The organism is Streptomyces sp. NPDC055189 (assembly GCF_053606765.1).
Window position 1 is genome coordinate 160583 of the sequence record NZ_JBSGSG010000003.1, and the last position, 18761, is coordinate 179343.

Genomic DNA, 18761 nt, shown 5'->3' on the forward strand with positions numbered 1-18761 from the left:
CGTCAGCGGTTGTGGTCGGGGTCGGGGTCGAGCAGGAACGCGGCCATGGCCGTGTCGTGGTCGGCGTGGTCGCGAAGGGCCATCAGTTCGGCGCACCAGGTCTCGTCCCACGACGTGGTCCGGCCGCCGACGCGCACCAGCGCGAGCGCCATCACTCCGGCCACCGGTGTCCCCCGCTCGCGCAGCAGACGGGCGGCGGCGAGCAGGGCGGCACGCGCGCGTGGCGTGGGAGCTTCGAGGTGGAACCCGCCCCCCAGGGGCAACCGTTCGGGGCGTTCCTCGACCAGATCCAGGAGCCGTTCCCAGCGCCCCGTGTGGTGTTCGCCGAGGTAGACGGCCGCCAGCGACGTGTCCCAGGCCAGGGCCGCCGCATCGGCGTACAAGCCCACGGCCTGCATCGACTGGGCCAGAGTGTCGGCGATGAGGAGCGTCTGGGACGTGCCCCGCCGGACGTTCAAGGCCTCGCCGATGCCCGAGAGGCGTCGCAGCACGTCGGCGCGCGCTTGCGGATCCGGTGTGACGGCCCGGTCCTGGAGCCGGCCGATGACTGCCGTGAGGATGGACCCACCGACCGGCCCCGAGGGGAAGCAGGCCAGCTGCTGTGCGGCCGCGGCCCACTCCCTGCGGCGGCGCGCCGGGTCCGTGGCGACCTCGGCGATGGCCCGCATGGCGTCGGCCGAATCCGGTGTGATCCAGGCGGGCAGGGCACGGCATGCGGCAACGACGGTTTCTTTGTCGCCCTCTCTCACCAGGCGTGCGAGGAAGTTCGCGTAGGGTTCCCGCGCCGATTCGGGCACGGGTCCCACGCGCGCGTGGACGACTGCTTCGCGTACGGCGGGTTCGTCGGCCGCCCGGGCCAGGCGGTCGGCGATGGCGGGGCGGTCGATCGCGGCCAGGAGGTGGCGTGCCGCGACGGCGCGTACGTCGCGGTGTTGGCGCGGGGTGTCCCAGGCGGCCACCAGGGCAGCGAACGCGGCGTCACCGGTGAGCGCGCCGAGGGCTCGTACGGCTTCCTTGCGGGAGCCGACGGGTGCATCGGGCGCGCAGGCCACGGGGGCGAGCAGGTCGACCGCCTGCAAGTCCGGCACCGCGTGCAGGAGTCGGCGGACCGATGCCATGGCGGCCCGGCCCCGGACGCCGCCCGTCGCGGCGTGCCGGAGCAGGACGTCCAGGAGCGGCTCGGTGGCGGGCGGTGTGCTGTCGTGGGCCACACCGGGGACGTGGCCCAGGGCGCCGAGTGCCGCCGCGGCGACGGGCTGGGGTGCCGTCTCCGCGAGGGCCGACAGGAGCGCCGGGTCGCGCACCTGCGCTGCGGCGTCGGCGCGGGTGCGCAGGGCTGCCGGCTCGTCGGCGGCCACGTGCGCGTGGTGTTCGTCCCACGCGCGGCGTTGTGCGGGCAGCCAGCGGCCGGTGACGCCGGGATGCAGGCCGGGGGCCCAGGCGGCGGCGCGGGGGCGTACGCGGCCGCTGAGGCCCTCGGCTGCTGCGGGCAGTACGGCGTCCAGCAGGTCGGTGCGCCGGGTGGCGAGGGTGCGCAGGATGAGCGGCACCGAGGCGAAGGAGGCGTCGCGGGCGATCAGTTCGGCGGCGCGTTGCTCCCGCAGTTCTGTCGGTGCCGCCCAGGCGGCGGCCGCGCGGGCCGCGATGCCGGGATCGTCGGACTCCAGGGCCAGGGCGCGCACCAGGGCGTCGAGTTCCGGCAGCGCGGTCAGATGCCTGGCGAGGAGTTCCGCGACGGCCGTACGCAGATCGGGGCGCGCTGGTGCGGTCGGCGGCATCGCGGCCCATAGGGCACGGGCCGCTTCCTGGTCGATGCGCAGGGGTGCGACGGGGTGCTGCCTGCGCGGGTCGGACACGACGTGGCAGAGCAACTCCGTGGCGTAGGCGGCGCGGTCGTGTCGGCCCGTCGCCGCGGCCCTCTCCGCGGCCCGGCGCAGCAGCCGCTCGGCGGGGGCCAGGGTGTGGACGGTGGAGTCGCGGGACTGGACGGTGGTCAGCGTCGCGTCCCGCAGGACCCGGTCGGGCAGCGCGGCGAGCAGGTGCGGGGGTGTTCCCGCGAGCTGCTGGAGGGCGGCCCTGCGCACCTCCTCCTGATCGTGCCAGGCCCGTTCGCAGTCCCCGGCGATCCGTGCGAAGTCGTCCGGGTTCCCTTCGAGTTCGGCGCACGCCAGCAACGCGGGCCAGGCCATCAGGCGCTGGTGGATGCGATGCTCCCCGGCCAGGTCGCGCAGTATCGGTTCCCCCAGAGCGAGCGGGAGCGCCACGGCCAGGCGGCTGGCCGTCCACTCCCGGCTCGAGCAGCGCTCCACCCGGGGCATGACGAGCGCCGCCCGGTCGGCCGGCGCCAGGGCCGTGAGGGCGGCGATGGGCAGGCTTCGCACCGACCGGCGGCGGGCGGTGCGTTCCTCGACCACGCGACGGCGCTCCGGTGCGGGCAGCATCGCAAGGAGGCTGTCCGGCTCGATGTCGTGGCGCCCCGGCGCGCGGTGGCGTGGCTGGGTCACGGGGCAGCGACGGGCGAGGTCCATCAGGTCGGCGGGCGGGAGTTCGCGCAGGGCGCGCCGCGTGGCGGGCGGCAGTGCCCCGGCGCCGAGCGGGAGTTCGCCGGGAGAGCCGTCCTGGTTCGGTGGGGCCGCGCGCAGGACGTCCAGGACTCTGGCCGGCCGGCGCAGCAGGGCGCGGGCCGCTCGTGGTGTCAGGAGTCCGGGCGCCCGTGCCAGGAGCAGCAGTCCGGCGTCCGGGTCGCGTTCGGCGGCTGCGCTCGCCACCGCGCGGTAGCGGCCCGTGAAGCCGCGACGGTCGCGGTCGCCGCGGCCCTCGATGCGGGTGGCGAGCAGCTCGGCGACGGCGAGCGGTGCGGTGCGGGTCAGTGCGTTCAGGACGCCCGGGGGCGGATCGAGTCGGGGCAGCCATGCGGCGGTCGTCGCGGCGGGGCATGCGGGCAGGAGCTGCGCGGCGTCACCGGCGCCGAAGTGTTGGTGGACCTCGGGCAGCAGGCGTGCGGCGAGGGTGCGGCGGCGACTGAGGCGCAGGACGCGGTAGGTCTCGTGGCGCACCGCCCGGATGTCGCTCAACGCGAGCTGTTCCAGGGCCGCGTCCGGCACGGGAAGCCGGATGGCGGCGGCGAGGGCGCGGCGGCGCAGGAGCGGGTCGGTCAAAGCCCGGCTGATGGTGGTGAGATCTCGCCGGGTGACGGCGAGAAAAAGCCCGGTGTGCCGTTCGTCGGGGGTGCCGGCGGCAAGGCAGTCGCGGAGTGTCGCGTAGGCGTCCGCGGTGAGTGCTCGCGCATAGCGGGCCAGGGCGCTCATGCGGGCGGGGAAAGGCAGCGGGTCGAAGTGCGCCTGCAGCCAGGCCGGTGTCAGCGGCGCGGGAGTGGGCTGAGGCTGGGTGGACGGCGTCTGCGACGCCTCGTGTGCGGCCATCAGCGATCACCGAAGGATCGCTGGGCCTCCTCTCGGGAAGTCATGTGCGCAATGATCACTCGGCAACTGCGGGGGCGCAACGGGTTTTCCGCTCGCGGAGCCGCCAGGGGCAGGACCACGAGCGGAGCGGCCGTCAGCCCCTGTACGTCGAGCGTCTGCTCACCGGTGCGGCGCCCCCTGCGGGGTGCCGGGTCAGTGGCCGAGCTCCTTGCGGGAGACGCGGCGCAGCCTGCGCCGCTGTCCGGGATCGAGTGTCAGATAGGCCGCGGCCGGGACTCCCAGCACGATCAGGAGGGCGGCCCACCAGGGCAGCCAGATCAGCAGGATGATGCCGGCCGCCACACCTCCTGCGGCGATCTTCGCGTTCTTCGACATGTGCGTCGCCTCCTTCGCGGCTGTTGCCGCTCTCTGTCTTGAGAAACGGGCCCGGGCCGCCCAGGGTTCCAGTCTGCTCCCCTGATGAATCCCTGAGGAGCGACCCTGAGGCAACCCTGAGCCGCGCCGCTCCCCGCGCGGCTACTCGACCCTCAGCGGCTCGCCGACCTCGTACATGTGGCGCAGCACCTGACGGTAGGAGTCGATGAATCCGGCCTCGGTGTAGGGCATGCCCAGTTCGGCGCAGTGGGCGCGGACCAGGGGCTGGGCGCGGCGCAGGCTGGGGCGGGGCATGCTCGGAAACAGGTGGTGCTCGATCTGGTAGTTGAGTCCCCCGAGGAACCAGTCGGTCAGGGCGCTGCCGCGGATGTTGCGCGAGGTCAGGACCTGGCGGCTGAGATGGCCCCAGCGCTCGCCGTGGGGGTCGGGCATCTCCATGCCCTTGTGGTTGGGCGCGAAGGCAAGGCCGAGGTGCAGGCCGAAAAGGGCCTGGTGGATGGCGGCGAAGGCAAGGGCGTGGCCCAGCGGCATCGCGGCGAGCAGCAGCGTCACGTAGCCCGCGAGGTGCGCCACCAGGAGCAGGCCCTCGATGAGGCGCTCGCGCGGGGCCTGGCGGCGCAGGTCCTGGAAGCCGTAGATCTTCATGGCGACGCCCTGGAGCAGTGTCAGCGGGAAAAACAGCCAGGCCTGGTTGCGGGTGAGCCAGCGCCGAAAGCCCACGCGGACCTTGGCCTGCTTGCTGGTCCAGACGAGGACGTCGGCGGCGACATCGGGGTCTTTGTCGATGTGGTTGGGGTTGGCGTGGTGGCGGTTGTGCTTGTCGTTCCACCAGGCCGAACTCATACCGAGGAGGAGGTTGCCGTGGATGAGCCCGATGGCGCGGCTCACGCCGCGGTCGCCGGTGATCTGGGAGTGTCCCGCGTCGTGGCCTATGAAGGCGGTGCGGGCGCACAGGGCGGCGAGGGCGGGCGCCAGGAGCAGCACCCACCAGGAGCCTCCGATGAGGAACATGCCCGTCGCGACGGCGGCCAGCGCCAGGGCGTTGACCGCGATGGTGCGCGCGTACCAGCCGGTGCGCCGGCCCAGGAGCCCCTGCTCCTTGACGGTGCGCAGCAGCGGCGCGAAATCGCTCCCGGCGGGCTGCCTTGGAGTGGTGCCTGGGGAACGCTCCGCGACTGCTGCGGCGGCCTGGGACATGGTGAGGTCTCCGGTCTCTGACTGGATCGGGCTGACGTGACACAACGTATGAGCCCGTGACCTGCGGCAACCATGGCGCTTTCACCCGTCTTCCGCAGGGGGACAGCACCGCGCGTGAGGGGGGTTACCTACACCCCCGCACCCAGGCGTGACGCGGATCACTGCGCGTTCGCTCACGCCTTCGGGGTGACGTGCTGTACTCTCGGCCGCTCCAGACCCAGTAGTCAAGTTTGAGGAATGCGCTATCGCCGTGCCCGGGCCCTCTGCCGCCTCACCCTCCGAGATCTCTGAACTGTCCCGCTGCTCCGTGCTGTTCGTGGCCGCCGACCCGGCCCGCACCGGCCGGATCGCTTTTTGGCGCCCCGACGGAGACGCGCCGCCCGCGTGCTCCGCGGGCGCCGTCGAAGAACTGACCATCGCGGTCCCCGGCGACGGCGGAGCACAGCTCAGCGACGTCTCCGCGGTGCTGCTCCCGGTGCGCGCGGCCCTGCCGGTCCTCACACGCGCGCGTGCCGCGGCAGGAACGCACCCGACGGCCGCGTTCTGGGGCACCGCGGGCCTGCTCGCGCTGCAACTCGCCGCGCGCGGACTGCTGCTGCCCGGACTGACGCCGAGCGACCACGACGCATGGCGTTCGGGCCCGCTGGGCGCCGACGACCTGCGCCGGCTGCGCGACCTCGCCGCCGCGATGCCACCGGCCGCACACGCCCTCCCGCTGGAGGGCTCCGAGCCGCTGCGGCTGCCCGAACCCGAGCGGCTGCTGCGCCAGTTCCTGGACGCGGTGGCCGACACACTGCCGCGCACTCCCGCCGCGACGCTGGCGGCGGGCACTGCGGCCTTCACCTCTTCGCCACCGCAGCACATCCCCGAGCAGCGCCCCTGGGCCACCGACGTCGCAGCCGGGCACGACGCCGGCGTACGGATCTCGCTGCGCGTCGAGTTGCCCGGCCTGATGTCCGACAACCCCGAGGGAACTCGGCTGCCGTTCAGTGCCGTCCTGCAGATGCACAGCGTCAGCGACCCCTCGCTCGTCGCGGACGCGGCCGAAGTGTGGGCCGGATCCGGCGCCTCGGGGCAGGGCTTCGGGCCGCGGTCACGGATGGACGCCCTGCTCGCGCTGCGTCGCGCCACGCGCGCGTGGCCGCCGCTCGCACCGCTGCTCTCGGCCACCGTCCCCGATGCCGTCGAGCTCGCCGACGAAGAGGTCACCTCGCTCCTCGGTGAGGGCTCCCGCCTGCTGGCCACCGCGGGTGTCGAGGTGCACTGGCCCAGGGAGCTGGCGCGCAATCTGACCGCCCGCGCGGTCATCGGCCCGCCCGACGAGGACACGAAGAACCCGGACAAGCTGTCGTCGGACACGCCGTCGTATCTCTCCGCCGACGCGTTGCTCTCCTTCAACTGGCGGTTCGCGCTGGGCGGTCAGCAACTGTCCCGCCAGGAACTCGACCGGCTCGCCGAAGCCAACCGTCCCGTCGTGCGCCTGCGCGACCAGTGGGTGCTCATCGACCCCGAAGAGGTCCGGCGCGCCCGCGCACAGCAGGACCACAAGGTCACGCCGATCGACGCCCTCAGCGCCGTTCTGACGGGCACGACCGAAGTGGCGGGGCGCCGCGTGGACGTCGAGCCCACGGGCTGGCTGGCCACCCTGCGCGAACGCCTCGCGGACCCCGAGGCAATGGAGCCCGTGGGCCAGCCCGCAGCGCTCGCAGCGGACCTGCGCGACTACCAGCTGCGCGGCCTGAACTGGCTGGCCCTGATGACCTCCCTGGGTCTGGGCGGCTGCCTCGCGGACGACATGGGCCTCGGCAAGACGATCACCCTCATCTCCCTGCATCTGCACCGTCAGACGGACACCGAGTCCGCCGGCCCCACCCTCGTCGTCTGCCCCACGTCCCTCATGGGCAACTGGCAGCGCGAAATCGAGAAGTTCGCCCCCGGCACCCCCGTACGCCGCTTCCACGGCGCCCGGCGCAGCCTGGAGGACCTCGCCGACGGCGAGTTCGTGCTCACCACCTACGGCACGATGCGACTGGACGCGGACAGCCTGGCGCACACGCCGTGGGGCATGGTCGTCGCCGACGAGGCCCAGCACGTCAAGAACCCCTACTCGGCCACCGCCAAACAGCTGCGGACCATCGGCGCACGCGCGCGCGTGGCACTCACCGGCACCCCCGTGGAGAACAACCTCTCCGAGCTGTGGGCCATCCTCGACTGGACCACACCGGGCCTGCTCGGCAAACTCGGCACCTTCCGCACCCGTTACGCCCACGCCGTCGAGGGCGGCACGGACCCGGCAGCCGCCGAGCGGCTCGGCCAGCTCGTACGCCCCTTCCTGCTGCGCAGGCGCAAGTCCGACCCCGGCATCGCACCCGAACTGCCGCCCAAGACCGAGACCGACCGGGCCGTGTCGCTCACCACGGAACAGACGGGCCTCTACGAAGCCGTGGTGCGCGAGACCCTCGCGGAGATCTCCGGCGCCGACGGCTTCTCCCGCCGCGGCCTGATCGTCAAGCTCCTCACCGGACTCAAGCAGATCTGCAACCACCCGGCGCAGTACCTCAAGGAGGACAAGCCGCGGATCGCGGGCCGTTCGGGAAAGCTGGAACTCCTCGACGAGCTGCTGGACACGATCCTCTCCGAGGACGCGAGCGTGCTCATCTTCACGCAGTACGTCCAGATGGCGCGCCTCATCGAGCAGCACCTGGCAGCGCGCGGCACCCCCTCCCAGTTCCTGCACGGCGGCACCCCCATCGCAGCGCGCGAGGCGATGGTGGAGCGCTTCCAGGAAGGCGAAGTCCCGGTCTTCCTGCTGTCGTTGAAGGCCGCGGGCACCGGTCTGAATCTGACACGCGCCGAGCACGTCGTGCACTACGACCGCTGGTGGAACCCCGCCGTCGAGGCGCAGGCCACCGACCGGGCCTACCGCATCGGGCAGACGCAGCCGGTGCAGGTGCACCGGCTGATCGCGGAGGGGACGATCGAGGACCGCATCGCCGAGATGCTGCTGCGCAAGCGGGAGCTGGCGGACGCGGTGCTCGGTTCCGGCGAGGCGGCACTGACGGAACTCACCGACGCCGAACTGTCGGATCTGGTGGAGCTGCGAGGGGGGACGCGATGAGCGACATGTACGACGAGCCGAACGGCGACACACACGCGGACGGATATCAGGCGGACGGGCCGCACGGAGAGGGCGCGTACGAGCACGAGCGCACCTTCGCCGCGCTGCCACCCGCGCACGGGCGGGGCTTCGCGCAGACCTGGTGGGGCCAGGCCTGGCTGAAGGCGCTCGAGGACACGGCGCTGGACCTCGCACAGCTGAAGGCGGGACGCAGGCTCGCGCGCGCGGGGGCCGTCGGCGCGGTCTCGGTGCGCCCCGGACGGATCACGGCGGTCGTCAAGGACCGTGACGGCACCCCGCACCGCTCCGACGTCCTGCTGCAGCAGCTCGGCGAAGACGACTGGGACCGTTTCCTGGGCATGGCCGTCGAGCGGGCCGGGCACATCGCGGCGCTGCTCGACCGCGAGATGCCGCCGCATCTGGTGGAGGACGCGTCAGCGGCGGGTGTCGAACTCCTGCCGGGCATCGGCGATCTGGAGCCACAGTGCGACTGCAACGCGTGGGACCACTGCGGGCACACCGCCGCGCTCTGCTACCAGGTGGCCCGGCTGCTCGACCAGGATCCGTTCGTGCTGTTCCTGATGCGCGGCCGTGCCGAGCGCGAGCTCCTCGACGAGCTGCAAGTACGCAGTGTGGCGCAGGCGGAGGCCGAGGAAACGCCCGCGGACGAGCAGGAGGGGGCCCTGGAGGGCGTGGACGCCCACGAGGCGTACGCGGAGGGAACCATCCTGCCCCCGCTGCCCGACCTGCCTCCGCTGCCGCCTGAGCCGGGTCTGCCGCCCGCGCTCGACACGGAGGCGGAGCCCGCGCCCGGTCTCGATGTGACGGCACTGGAGTTCCTGGCGGCACAGGCCGCCGCCGGGGCGCACCGGATGCTGGCCGAGGCGCTCTCCCCCGGGCACGACCGGCAGCCGGTCGAGAGGGAACTGACGCCGGAGGAGGATGCCGTGCGCCTCGCCGCCGCGGCTCCCGCGGCGGTGGCCGCGCGCCTCTCGGCCGCCGCCGGCCGCGGCCGGGAGGGGCTCGCCCTTGCCGTGCGTGCCTGGGAGTACGGAGGCCCGGCCGCGCTGTCCGTCCTTGAGGAGGAGTGGACCCCCGAGGCGGACGCGCTGGCACGCGCGCGTGCGGCGCTGGACGCGGCCTGGGACGAGGACGAGCGACCGCGGCTGCGCGCGGCCCGCAACCGCTGGACCGTGGTCGGCAGTGATGCACAACTGCGGCACGGGGCCGACGGCCGCTGGTGGCCCTACCGCAAGGAGCGCGGGCGCTGGGCCCCGGCCGGCCCCGCGGCCCACGACCCCGCGACGGCACTGGCCGTGGCGACCGGCGGCGAATAGGGCAGGCAGGTCCGGTGCGGGCTCCCCGCGCGCCCGCACCGGACCCGGGAAGACGGCTCGACCACAGCCGCAGCCCGCAGCCCCCAGCCCGCAGGGAGGCGTTCGCGCCCCCGGCGCCTTCACGCCCCCGAAGCGCGCCTTCCGGCCGGAATGCGCACCGCGACCACCGGCGCATCCATGCCGCTCCCGCACACGCCGGGAACACCGGCGCGGGCACTCCCTCTGACCAGCGATTGAGCGCGGGCATGACATCCGCGAGTGTGGATCACACCGGTTCAGGGGGTGCCTACCGCGACTGGACTCCCCCGCCCCACAGGGCCCCGGAGTGATTGAGAGCGTCAGCGCGATCCACACGAAGGGGGAAGAGAAGGGCCAGGCGCCCAACTACCGCTGACCGGCCTGTGGGTGACGGCGGCGCCTCCTGCCCCTCGCTGGAGGCGCCGTCAGCATGCCCCCTCACGTTCACCTCTCTGCCTCCCTGTGTTCGCGGCGACGGCGAAGTCTGATCGCTGTCACCGAACATTTGCGCCCCAGGAGGCACCCATGTCCCCGCACGCCGCCCGTAAGCGTCGCGTCCGCCGTTCCGTCGCCGCGGGTGTGCCCCTCGCCGTGCTCGCCGCGATCGCGGTGACCGGGACCGCCACGGGCGCCCAGACCGGCGGCAAGGAGAAGACGGCCCGGATCACCTCGACGGCGACGCTGGGCGAGGTCCCCCTGGGCACCTTCAGCAACTCCCTGCTGCCCGGGACGGTGCAGGACGACCGCGGTGTGGATCTCGGCGGCATAGGCAGCGACATCTACCCGGCGGGCCGCAAGGGCGAGTTCTGGACGGTCACCGACCGGGGGCCCAACGGGCAGATCAAGGTGGACGGCAAGAAGCGGCGCACTTTCCCCGTCCCCGGTTTCGATCCGGCGATCGTGAAGGTCCGCGTGGCCGGTGACACCGTGAAGGTCGTCGACGCGCTCCCCCTGACGACGTCGTCCGGGAAGCCCGTCACCGGGCTGCCCAACCAGGAGGGGCGTGACGAGGCGCCGTACACCTACGACGCGAAGACGGCGCTGACGTACGACCCGAACGGCCTGGACACCGAGGGCATCGTGCGGGCGCAGGACGGCAGCTTCTGGCTGGTCGACGAGTACGGTCCTTCGCTCGTCCACGTCTCCGCGCACGGGAAGGTGCTCAAGCGCTACGTCCCCCTGGGGCTGAAGCTGTCGGGTGCCGACTATCCGGTCGTCGAGGCACTGCCCGGCGTGCTGCTGCACCGCAAGGGCAACCGCGGCTTCGAGGGGCTCGCCCAGCTGCCTGGCGGTGACCTGGTGATGGCGGTGCAGAGCCCGCTGTCTCTCCCCGACGAGGACGCGGGTGAAGCGTCACGGACGGCGCGGCTGCTGCGCTTCTCGCCGAAGAAGCAGGCGGTCACCGCCGAGTACGCCTACCGCTTCGACGCGGTGGGCGTCGTCGACCCGGGCGAGGACGACACGTCCGAGCTGAAGATCTCCTCCGTGGTGGCCGTCGGCCGTGACCGGCTCCTCGTGGAGGAGCGCACCGACAAGGCCGCGCGGCTGCAGACGGTGAAGCTGGACCGCCGGGCCGACATCCTGGGCGAGCGCTGGGACGACGCCGCCACGAGGCCTTCCCTGGAGCAGCTCGACGATCCGGCGGCCTCCGGAGTGCCGGTCCTCAAGAAGCGTCTTCTGGTCGACCTGGGCGGCCTCGACGGTGTTCCCGACAAGATCGAAGGCGTGGCCCGCGTGAACAGTCACACCCTCGCCCTGATCAACGACAACGACTTCGGGATGACGGACGGGGCGGGGGCCTTCGACAAGGACGGCCGGCTCGTGGACAGCAACGCGGAGACCACGGTGACGTACGTACGGCTGCCGAAGGGCATCTGAACGAGAGCCCTCATTAAAGAGCCCTCATTGTCCGTACAAGAGCTCTCATTGTCCGTGCGTGACGGGATCGGGGAGATCCAGGTCGCTCGGCAGATCGCTGGGGAAGTCCGACGGCAGGTCGGTGGGCAGGTTCGAAGGCACTTCCGAGGGCACCTCGGAGGGGAGTTCGGAAGGGAGCTCCGAAGGAATCTTCGACGGGATGCTCAGCGACGGGGTGGGCTTGCCGTCCGGGCTCTTGCTGCTCTCGGAGGGGCCCTTGTCGTCGCCGGAGCCGTCGCCGCTGCTGACGACCAGGAACACCGCGACGACGGCACCGATCGCCACGAGCACGGCGAGCACGACGAACCCCCTGCTCCGCCCCGACGGCCCTCCCGGCGGCGGCTGAGGCGGCCACCCGCCAGGGGGCACCCCGCCTCCGCCGGGAGGTACACCGCCGCCGCCAGGAGGCCATCCCCCGCCGTCCGGCGGCGGCCCGTACCCGCCCCCGGGAGGCGGGCCGTACCCTCCCCCCGGCGGGCCGAAGCCCCCGTCGCCCGGAGGCGGCGGGTCACCCGGCGGAGGAGAGGGCGGCGGCGGTACGGGCGGCATGGCCATACCGTCAAGAGTCGCCTCGAAAGGGTCAAGATGCGACCCCTGTGCGAAAGTTGATGCCTCCGGAGTAAGCGCCTCCGGTCAGCCCCGCGCCCCCAGCAGGTGATCCATGGCCAGCTGGTCGAGGTGCTCGAAGGCCATGCCGCGGTCGGCGGCGGCCGTCACGTCGAAGTCCTCGAAGGCGCTGCGGTCGGCGAGCAGCCCGGACAGGCCGTCCTCGGCGGTCGGCAGGGACAACTCGTCCAGGCGGGATGCCCGCAGGGCCGCCTGGACCTCCGGGTCGGCGCGGAAGGCGGCAGCGCGCTCCCGGAGGATGAGGTAGTTGCGCATGCAGCCGGACGCCGACGCCCACACGCCCGCGTAGTCCTCCGTGCGCGGCGGCTTGAAGTCGAAGTGCCGCGGTCCCTCGTAACCGCCCCTCTCCAGGAGGTCGACCAGCCAGAAGGCGCTGCGCACGTCGCCCGCGCCGAAGCGCAGGTCCTGGTCGTACTTGATGCCGGTCTGGCCGTTGAGGTCGATGTGGAAGAGCTTGCCCGCCCACAGGGCCTGGGCGATGGAGTGCGGGAAGTTGAGGCCGGCCATCTGCTCGTGGCCCACTTCGGGGTTGACGCCGAAGAGTTCGGAGCGCTCCAGGCGCTCGATGAAGGCCAGGGCGTGCCCGACGGTGGGCAGCAGGATGTCGCCGCGCGGCTCGTTCGGCTTGGGCTCGATCGCGAAGCGCAGGTCGTAGCCCTGCTCCGTGACGTAGTCGCCGAGCAGGTCGAAGGCCTCCTTCATGCGGTCGAGCGCCACACGCACGTCCTTGGCCCCGCCGGACTCCGCGCCTTCCCTGCCGCCCCACGCGACGTAGGTCTGGGCGCCCAGTTCCACCGCGAGGTCGATGTTGCGGATCGTCTTGCGCAACGCGTAGCGGCGCACGTCCCGGTCGTTGGCGGTGAAGCCGCCGTCCTTGAAGACGGGGTGGGTGAAGAGGTTGGTGGTCGCCATCGGCACGACGAGGCCCGTCGCGTCGAGCGCCTGGCGGAATCGCTTGATGTGCGACTCGCGCTCGGTGTCCGAAGCGCCGAAGGGGATCAGGTCGTCGTCGTGGAAGGTCACTCCGTAGGCACCCAGTTCGGCCAGGTGACGCACGGAGTCGGCCGGGTCGATGGCCTCCCTTGTGGCGTCGCCGAACGGGTCCCTTCCCTGCCAGCCGACGGTCCACAGGCCGAAGGTGAACTTGTCCTCAGGAGTGGGTTGGTACGACATGTGCGGCTCCCTGGATGACTGGTGCACGGCCGTGCGGCCGACGCGGGCACCCTGCGTGCCCATGGATGTGCATCTGCCGCGACTATTTCGTCATGGCACTTAACAAATTAGTATCCGGAAGCATCCCTGGGAAGGTCGGACGGAAAGAAGTCCGGGCGAGCCCGGAAAGAGCCGCGGGAACGGAGACCCCCGATGTCATCAGCGCCAGCAGCCGACGGGCCCCTCGTCGTCGGCGTGGACAGCTCCACGCAGTCCACCAAGGTCCTGGTCGTCGACGCCGCCACGGGCAGGGTGGTGGCAAGCGGTCAGGCCCCGCACCGCGTCAGCTCGGGCACCGCCCGCGAGAGCGACCCCGAGGAGTGGTGGAACGCCCTGCGCTCGGCGCTCGATCAGTGCGGCGACGCGGCACGCGAGGCCGCCGCAGTCTCGGTCGGCGGGCAGCAGCACGGGCTCGTCACGCTGGACGCGCAGTCCAGGCCGGTGCGGCCCGCGCTGCTGTGGAACGACGTGCGCTCGGCGGAGCAGGCCCGCTCGTTGGTGGACCGCCTGGGGGGCCCGAAGGCGTGGGCCGAGCGCGTCGGCAGCGTGCCGGGGCCCTCCTTCACGGTGACCAAGTGGGCCTGGCTCAGCGAGCACGAGCCCGAAGCAGCCCGTGCCACCACGGCCGTGCGACTCCCCCACGACTACCTCACCGAACGCCTCACGGGATCCGGCACGACCGACCGGGGCGACGCCTCCGGCACGGGGTGGTGGGCATCGGGGACAGAGGCGTACGACGAGGAGATCCTGGGACTGGTGGGCCTGGACCCCGAACTCCTGCCGCGCGTGGTCCGCCCCGGCGAGGTCGCCGGCACCGTGCGCACAGGCGGCGAACTGCCCTTCTCCAAGGGCACGCTGGTCGCCCCCGGCACCGGCGACAACGCGGCGGCCGCGCTCGGACTCGGCCTGCTCCCCGGCACCCCGGTGCTGAGCCTGGGAACGTCGGGCACCGTCTACGCGGTCTCCGGCAGGCGCCCCGCGGACCCGACGGGGACGGTGGCCGGGTTCGCCGACGCACGCGGCGACTGGCTGCCGCTGGCCTGCACCCTCAACTGCACCCAGGCCGTGGACCGGGTGGCCGCACTCCTCAGCCTCGATCGAGAGGCGGTGGAGGCGGGCGGCGCCGTCACTCTGCTGCCCTACCTGGACGGCGAGCGCACCCCTGACCTTCCGCACGCCTCGGGGCTGCTGCACGGGCTGCAGCACGACACGACCCCGGGACAGGTGCTGCAGGCTGCCTACGACGGGGCCGTGCACTCGCTGCTCGGCGCCCTCGACCTCGTCCTGGACACGGACGCGGACCGTTCGGCTCCGCTCCTGCTCATCGGCGGCGGGGCACGTGGCACGGCCTGGCAGGACACCGTGCGGCGATTGTCCGGACGAGCCGTTCAGGTACCCGAGGCGAAGGAACTGGTCGCGCTCGGCGCCGCCGCCCAGGCCGCCGGCCTCCTCACGGGCGAGGATCCCGCGGCTGTCGCACGCCGCTGGGGTACGGCCGAGGGGCCCGTACTGCCCCCTGTGGAGCGGGACGAATCGGCGCTCGCCCGGATCGCCGGGGTAGTCTCCGACGCGGCGCCGCTGATCGGCGCCACCGGCCAGGAGGACCAACGGCCGTGAGGACGGAAGAACAGGGACTGACGGGGGCATGACCGCACCACCGCACGACGCGCGCCGGGGGACGACCGGAGCTCCGCTGCCCGACACCCAGCAGGGGATGCGCCGCCGCAACCTCGCGCGCGTCATGCACGCCGTGGCGGCGCACGGGCCGCTGTCCCGTGCCGCCGTGGCCACCCGGATCGGGCTGACGCGGGCCGCCGTCTCGACCCTGGTGGACGAGTTGATCCGCTCCGGGCTCCTGGACGAGCTGGGCCCCGAGCGCCCCGGCAACAAGGTGGGGCGCCCCGGATCCGCGCTCGCGGTCAGCGGGAGCGGACCGGCCGGCATCGGCGCCGAAGTGGGCGTCGACCATCTCTCGGTGTGCGCGGTCGACCTGCGCGGAGAGGTACGCGCGCGTGCCGTGCGCCAGGGCGACAACCGGGGACGCGCCCCCGGACCGGTCATCGAGGAACTCGTCGCGCTGATCGGGCAGGTGAGCGACGAGGCCCGCCAGGCAGGTCTGCGCCCGGCCGGACTGGCCATCGCCGTACCGGGCCTCGTCGCCCGCGGCACGGCGACGGTGGTCCGGGCGCCCAACCTCGACTGGCAGGACGTCGATCTCGGCGCACTGCTTCCGGGCGGGCTGCCGCTGGCGGTGGACAACGAAGCCAACTTCGGCGCCCTGGCCGAGCTGTGGCTCGGCCACGAGGTACCGCAGGACTTCCTCCACGTATCGGCGGAGATCGGTATCGGCGCCGCCCTGGTCGTCGACGGGCTGCTGCTGCGCGGGACCCGTGGCTTCGCGGGCGAGCTGGGGCATGTGCCGGTGTGGCCGGACGGCCCGGCGTGTCCGTGCGGCGGCCGCGGCTGCCTGGAGCAGTACGCGGGCGAGGAAGCCGTGTTGCGCGCGGCACGCCTCGATCCGGGCGCCGATCGTGTCGGGCTCCTTGCGGAGCGCGCCGCGCGGGGCGATGAGGACGTACGCAGGGCACTGCAGGATGCCGGGGCCGCACTGGGCATCGCGCTCACCGGCGCGGTGAATCTGCTCGATCCCCGGTCGGTGGTGCTCGGCGGGGCCCTGTCGCGGCTCGCTCCTTGGCTGCTGCCGTCGCTGGAGGGCGAGTTGAGGGGCCGCACGGCGGGCACGACCTGCGATGTCGCGGTCTCCGGGCTGGGGTCCGACGGCCCGCTGCTGGGGGCCGCGCACTCGGTCGTACGGGCGGTGCTCGACGATCCGGCGGGGGCGGCCGGCTAGCGGCGCCTCTCTGTCCGTCCGCGGCGCACCACGTGGCTGTTGGGCCTCTTCTTATGGTCCGTCTGTCTGCAGGCCGACTCCCTGTGCACCGATTCCGGGGACTCTCCCCTCGTCAGCGCCACTGCGGTCCCCCGACGAAGTGCACGTCGTACTTGTCGTGCAGTTCGTCCATGCTGTCCCAGCCTGCCTCGCCTCGCGCGATGCGCCCCAGCTGGCGGAAGTAGCCGAACCGTTCGATCCCCGGAGTGAGCACGGCGAAGAACTCCGCCGGGCCGTCGGCCGACGCTCCGAAGGCGTGCACCGTGCCGGGCGGCACCACGATCAGACCGCCCTTGCCCACGGCCGTCACGGCGCCGTCGAGCAGGAACTCCATGGTTCCGTCGAGCACATGGAAGAGCTCTGTGGACAGGCGGTGGTGGTGCGGACGCGTGCCGTCGGCGCCGGCGGGCAGGGCGAGCCGGTTGGCGCCCAGAAGACCGCCGGTCGCCCGGCTGTCCTCCAGCAGCCGGAACCGGCCGCCTCCGGGCAAGGGCACTTCTTCCGCGTCTCGTTCGTGGACGATCAGGGCCTGCGGGGTGCGCTCCATCTCGTACTCCTCCGGTGCCGTGGTGGTGGTCGTGATCGTGTGCGTGAAGGCCAGTCCATCGCGGGAACTCAGCGCGTCCAAGAAGCCGTTCATGAAGACAGTGATCACTTGCGCTGATGAATGGGCGAGGGTGCGGACTGATCGCGGGAGGGGCGCCTGCATGGAGCTTCGACAGCTCGAGTACTTCGTGACGGTCGCGGACGAGGGCGGCTTCGGCCGGGCGGCCGGGCGGCTGCACGTCGTGCAGGCCTCGGTGAGCCAGCAGATCGCCCGTCTGGAACGGGAGCTGGGCGTACGCCTCTTCGACCGGACCACCCGTCGAGTGGGTCTGACCGCTGCCGGGGAACGGCTGCTGCCGGAGGCACGGGCCGCCTTGGCCGCCGCCGCGCACGTGGGCCAGGTGGCCGCCGAGATCGTCTCCGGCGAGCAGGGTGTGCTGCGGCTCGGTACCGCCAGGGCGTTCGCGGAACGGGTGCATCCGGCACTCGACGCGCTGGCCGACCGGGTTCCGGGGCTTCGGGTCCGGTTGGTCCAGGACGCCCGTGAGCGGCGTATCGACGCACTACGGAGCGGCGAGTTGGATGCCGCGCTCGTCCGGGGCGACGGGCCGCTGCCGGGCCTGACGACGGTGCGGGTCTGGGACAATCCGCTGTTCGTCGCGCTGCCCGTGACGCATCCGCTGACAGCCCTGCCCCGCCTCGAGCCCGCCGATCTCTCGGGTCTGCCGCTGCGATTGGCGCCACGGGACCGCAATCCCGCGTTTCACGATCTGGTGACGGGGCTGCTGCGGGACTCGGCCGTCGACGTACCGGCGGGACCGCACTTCACCACCTTGCAAGAGACTCTGGCGGCGATCGCCACGGACGCAGCGGGCGGCGCTGCGTCCTGGACCGTCTTCGACATCGTGGGTGAACTGCCCCCGGCCCGCCGTATCGCCTTTCGTCCGCTGCTCGGCGCGCGCTCGGCCGTCAGCCTCGCCGTGCGGGCGGGGCCGCTGTCCCCCGCGATCCAGCATCTGCTCGCGGTCCTGAAACCGGTGAGCAAGCAAGAAACGCTGCACTCTGTCCCCATTGGCGACGGAGCTTGAGTCTCCAGTAGGGGGAGACATGAAGGTGGGGGCATGAACGGCGACACGCTCTATTCGATCGGTGATCTGGCGCGGCGGACCGGACTGACGGTCAAGACCGTCCGGTTCTACTCCGACGCGGGAATCGTGCCGCCCGCCGACCGCAGCCCGGCCGGCTACCGCCTGTACGGCACCGATGCCGTCGCCCGCCTCGACCTCGTACGCACCCTGCGTGACCTGGGCCTGGACCTTCCCACCATCCGAAAGGTCGTGGACCGGGAGGTCTCGCTGCCCGAGGTGGCCGCGGCGCACGCGGACGCCCTGGAGGTGCAGATCCGCGTGCTGCGGCTGCGGCGCGCGGTCCTGACAGCGGTGGCCAGACGCGGCTCCACCCCTGAGGAGTTGGATCTCATGCACAAACTGGCCAAGCTCTCCGAAGACGAACGCCAACGTCTGATCGACGACTTCCTGGCCGCCGTCTTCGACGGCCTGTACGACCACCCTTCCTTCGCCGCGGTCACCCGCTCCCTCACTCCCGAACTGCCCGACGACCCCAAGACCGAGCAGGTCGAGGCATGGGTGGAGCTGGCCGGGATGCTCCAGGACCCGGAATTCCGCTCCACCATGCAGGGCATGGCCAGAGACCTGGCGGCCGACCGCGCCCCGGACGACAGCACCGGCCTGCCACGCGTCCTCGCCCAGGCCGTCCGGGCACAGGTCACACCGGCCGTCACGGCAGGCATCGATCCCACCTCGCCCGAAGCCGAGCCCATCGTCACGGCACTCGCGGGGCACTACGCGCACATCCTCGGCCTCCCCGACGACAGCGCCCTTCGCGATCGTCTGGTGACCCGCCTGGAAACCATGGACGACCCCCGCAGGGACCGGTACCTCACCCTGCTCGCGGTGATCAACGGGTGGTCCGCGCCGGAGAGTCTGGCACCGATACTCCACTGGGCGGTCCAGGCCGTACGCGCCCGAATTCCTCGGTAGTGGTACGTCACGACGCGATCCGCGCCGAAACGGCTGATGTCG

General features: G+C 72.6%; 13 protein-coding genes. 7 read left to right on the forward strand and 6 right to left on the reverse strand.

What is annotated here, in order from left to right; all coding sequences use genetic code 11:
* Positions 1 to 2 precede the first annotated feature (2 nt).
* The 3 genes from ACWFR3_RS03965 to ACWFR3_RS03975 all read right to left on the reverse strand — a co-directional run bounded on the left by ACWFR3_RS03965 (position 3) and on the right by ACWFR3_RS03975 (position 4994).
* The gene (locus ACWFR3_RS03965) at positions 3 to 3422 is read right to left on the reverse strand and encodes a hypothetical protein (RefSeq protein ID WP_453732946.1); all 3420 of its coding nucleotides are present in this window, start codon (positions 3420 to 3422) and stop codon (positions 3 to 5) included.
* Between the two features lie 192 nt (positions 3423 to 3614).
* A complete protein-coding gene (locus ACWFR3_RS03970; protein ID WP_344522782.1) occupies positions 3615 to 3797 on the reverse strand; it encodes a hypothetical protein in 183 nt (60 codons plus the stop codon).
* Positions 3798 to 3938: 141 nt separating this feature from the next.
* On the reverse strand, positions 3939 to 4994 hold the full coding sequence (locus tag ACWFR3_RS03975; RefSeq protein WP_453732947.1) for an acyl-CoA desaturase: 1056 nt from the start codon (positions 4992 to 4994) through the stop codon (positions 3939 to 3941).
* 250 nt (positions 4995 to 5244) lie between these two features.
* On the opposite strand from ACWFR3_RS03975, the gene ACWFR3_RS03980 reads away from it, so the two are divergent.
* The 3 genes from ACWFR3_RS03980 (at position 5245) to ACWFR3_RS03990 (ending at position 11345) form a co-directional block, all read left to right on the forward strand.
* Positions 5245 to 8112, forward strand: a complete 2868-nt coding sequence (locus ACWFR3_RS03980; RefSeq protein WP_453732948.1) for a DEAD/DEAH box helicase — start codon at positions 5245 to 5247, stop codon at positions 8110 to 8112.
* The gene (locus ACWFR3_RS03985; RefSeq protein WP_453732949.1) at positions 8109 to 9449 is read left to right on the forward strand and encodes an SWIM zinc finger family protein; all 1341 of its coding nucleotides are present in this window, start codon (positions 8109 to 8111) and stop codon (positions 9447 to 9449) included. Before ACWFR3_RS03980 ends, ACWFR3_RS03985 begins: the two co-directional genes overlap by 4 nt.
* Positions 9450 to 9992: 543 nt before the next feature.
* Positions 9993 to 11345 carry an esterase-like activity of phytase family protein gene (locus tag ACWFR3_RS03990; RefSeq protein WP_453732950.1) on the forward strand — a complete coding sequence of 451 codons (1353 nt, stop codon included), beginning with the start codon at positions 9993 to 9995 and terminating at the stop codon, positions 11343 to 11345.
* Positions 11346 to 11390: 45 nt separating this feature from the next.
* Here ACWFR3_RS03990 and ACWFR3_RS03995 read toward each other — a convergent pair whose 3' ends face one another.
* A complete protein-coding gene (locus ACWFR3_RS03995) occupies positions 11391 to 11684 on the reverse strand; it encodes a hypothetical protein (RefSeq protein WP_453732951.1) in 294 nt (97 codons plus the stop codon).
* A gap of 333 nt (positions 11685 to 12017) precedes the next feature.
* On the reverse strand, positions 12018 to 13184 hold the full coding sequence (gene xylA, locus ACWFR3_RS04000) for a xylose isomerase (RefSeq protein WP_453732952.1): 1167 nt from the start codon (positions 13182 to 13184) through the stop codon (positions 12018 to 12020).
* A 192-nt stretch (positions 13185 to 13376) separates the two neighbouring features.
* Between xylA and xylB the strand changes: the two genes are divergently transcribed.
* Together xylB and ACWFR3_RS04010 are read left to right on the forward strand one after the other, a co-directional pair.
* Positions 13377 to 14840 carry a xylulokinase gene (gene xylB, locus ACWFR3_RS04005; RefSeq protein ID WP_453732953.1) on the forward strand — a complete coding sequence of 488 codons (1464 nt, stop codon included), beginning with the start codon at positions 13377 to 13379 and terminating at the stop codon, positions 14838 to 14840.
* 28 nt (positions 14841 to 14868) lie between these two features.
* Positions 14869 to 16074, forward strand: a complete 1206-nt coding sequence (locus ACWFR3_RS04010; protein WP_453732954.1) for an ROK family protein — start codon at positions 14869 to 14871, stop codon at positions 16072 to 16074.
* A 112-nt stretch (positions 16075 to 16186) separates the two neighbouring features.
* Here ACWFR3_RS04010 and ACWFR3_RS04015 read toward each other — a convergent pair whose 3' ends face one another.
* A complete protein-coding gene (locus ACWFR3_RS04015) occupies positions 16187 to 16753 on the reverse strand; it encodes a cupin domain-containing protein (RefSeq protein WP_453732955.1) in 567 nt (188 codons plus the stop codon).
* A 67-nt stretch (positions 16754 to 16820) separates the two neighbouring features.
* Between ACWFR3_RS04015 and ACWFR3_RS04020 the strand changes: the two genes are divergently transcribed.
* Positions 16821 to 17747 (forward strand): LysR family transcriptional regulator, encoded by a 927-nt coding sequence (locus ACWFR3_RS04020; RefSeq protein ID WP_453732956.1) that lies wholly within the window; start codon positions 16821 to 16823, stop codon positions 17745 to 17747.
* 33 nt (positions 17748 to 17780) lie between these two features.
* Positions 17781 to 18719 carry a MerR family transcriptional regulator gene (locus ACWFR3_RS04025; RefSeq protein ID WP_453732957.1) on the forward strand — a complete coding sequence of 313 codons (939 nt, stop codon included), beginning with the start codon at positions 17781 to 17783 and terminating at the stop codon, positions 18717 to 18719.
* Positions 18720 to 18761: the final 42 nt, after the last annotated feature.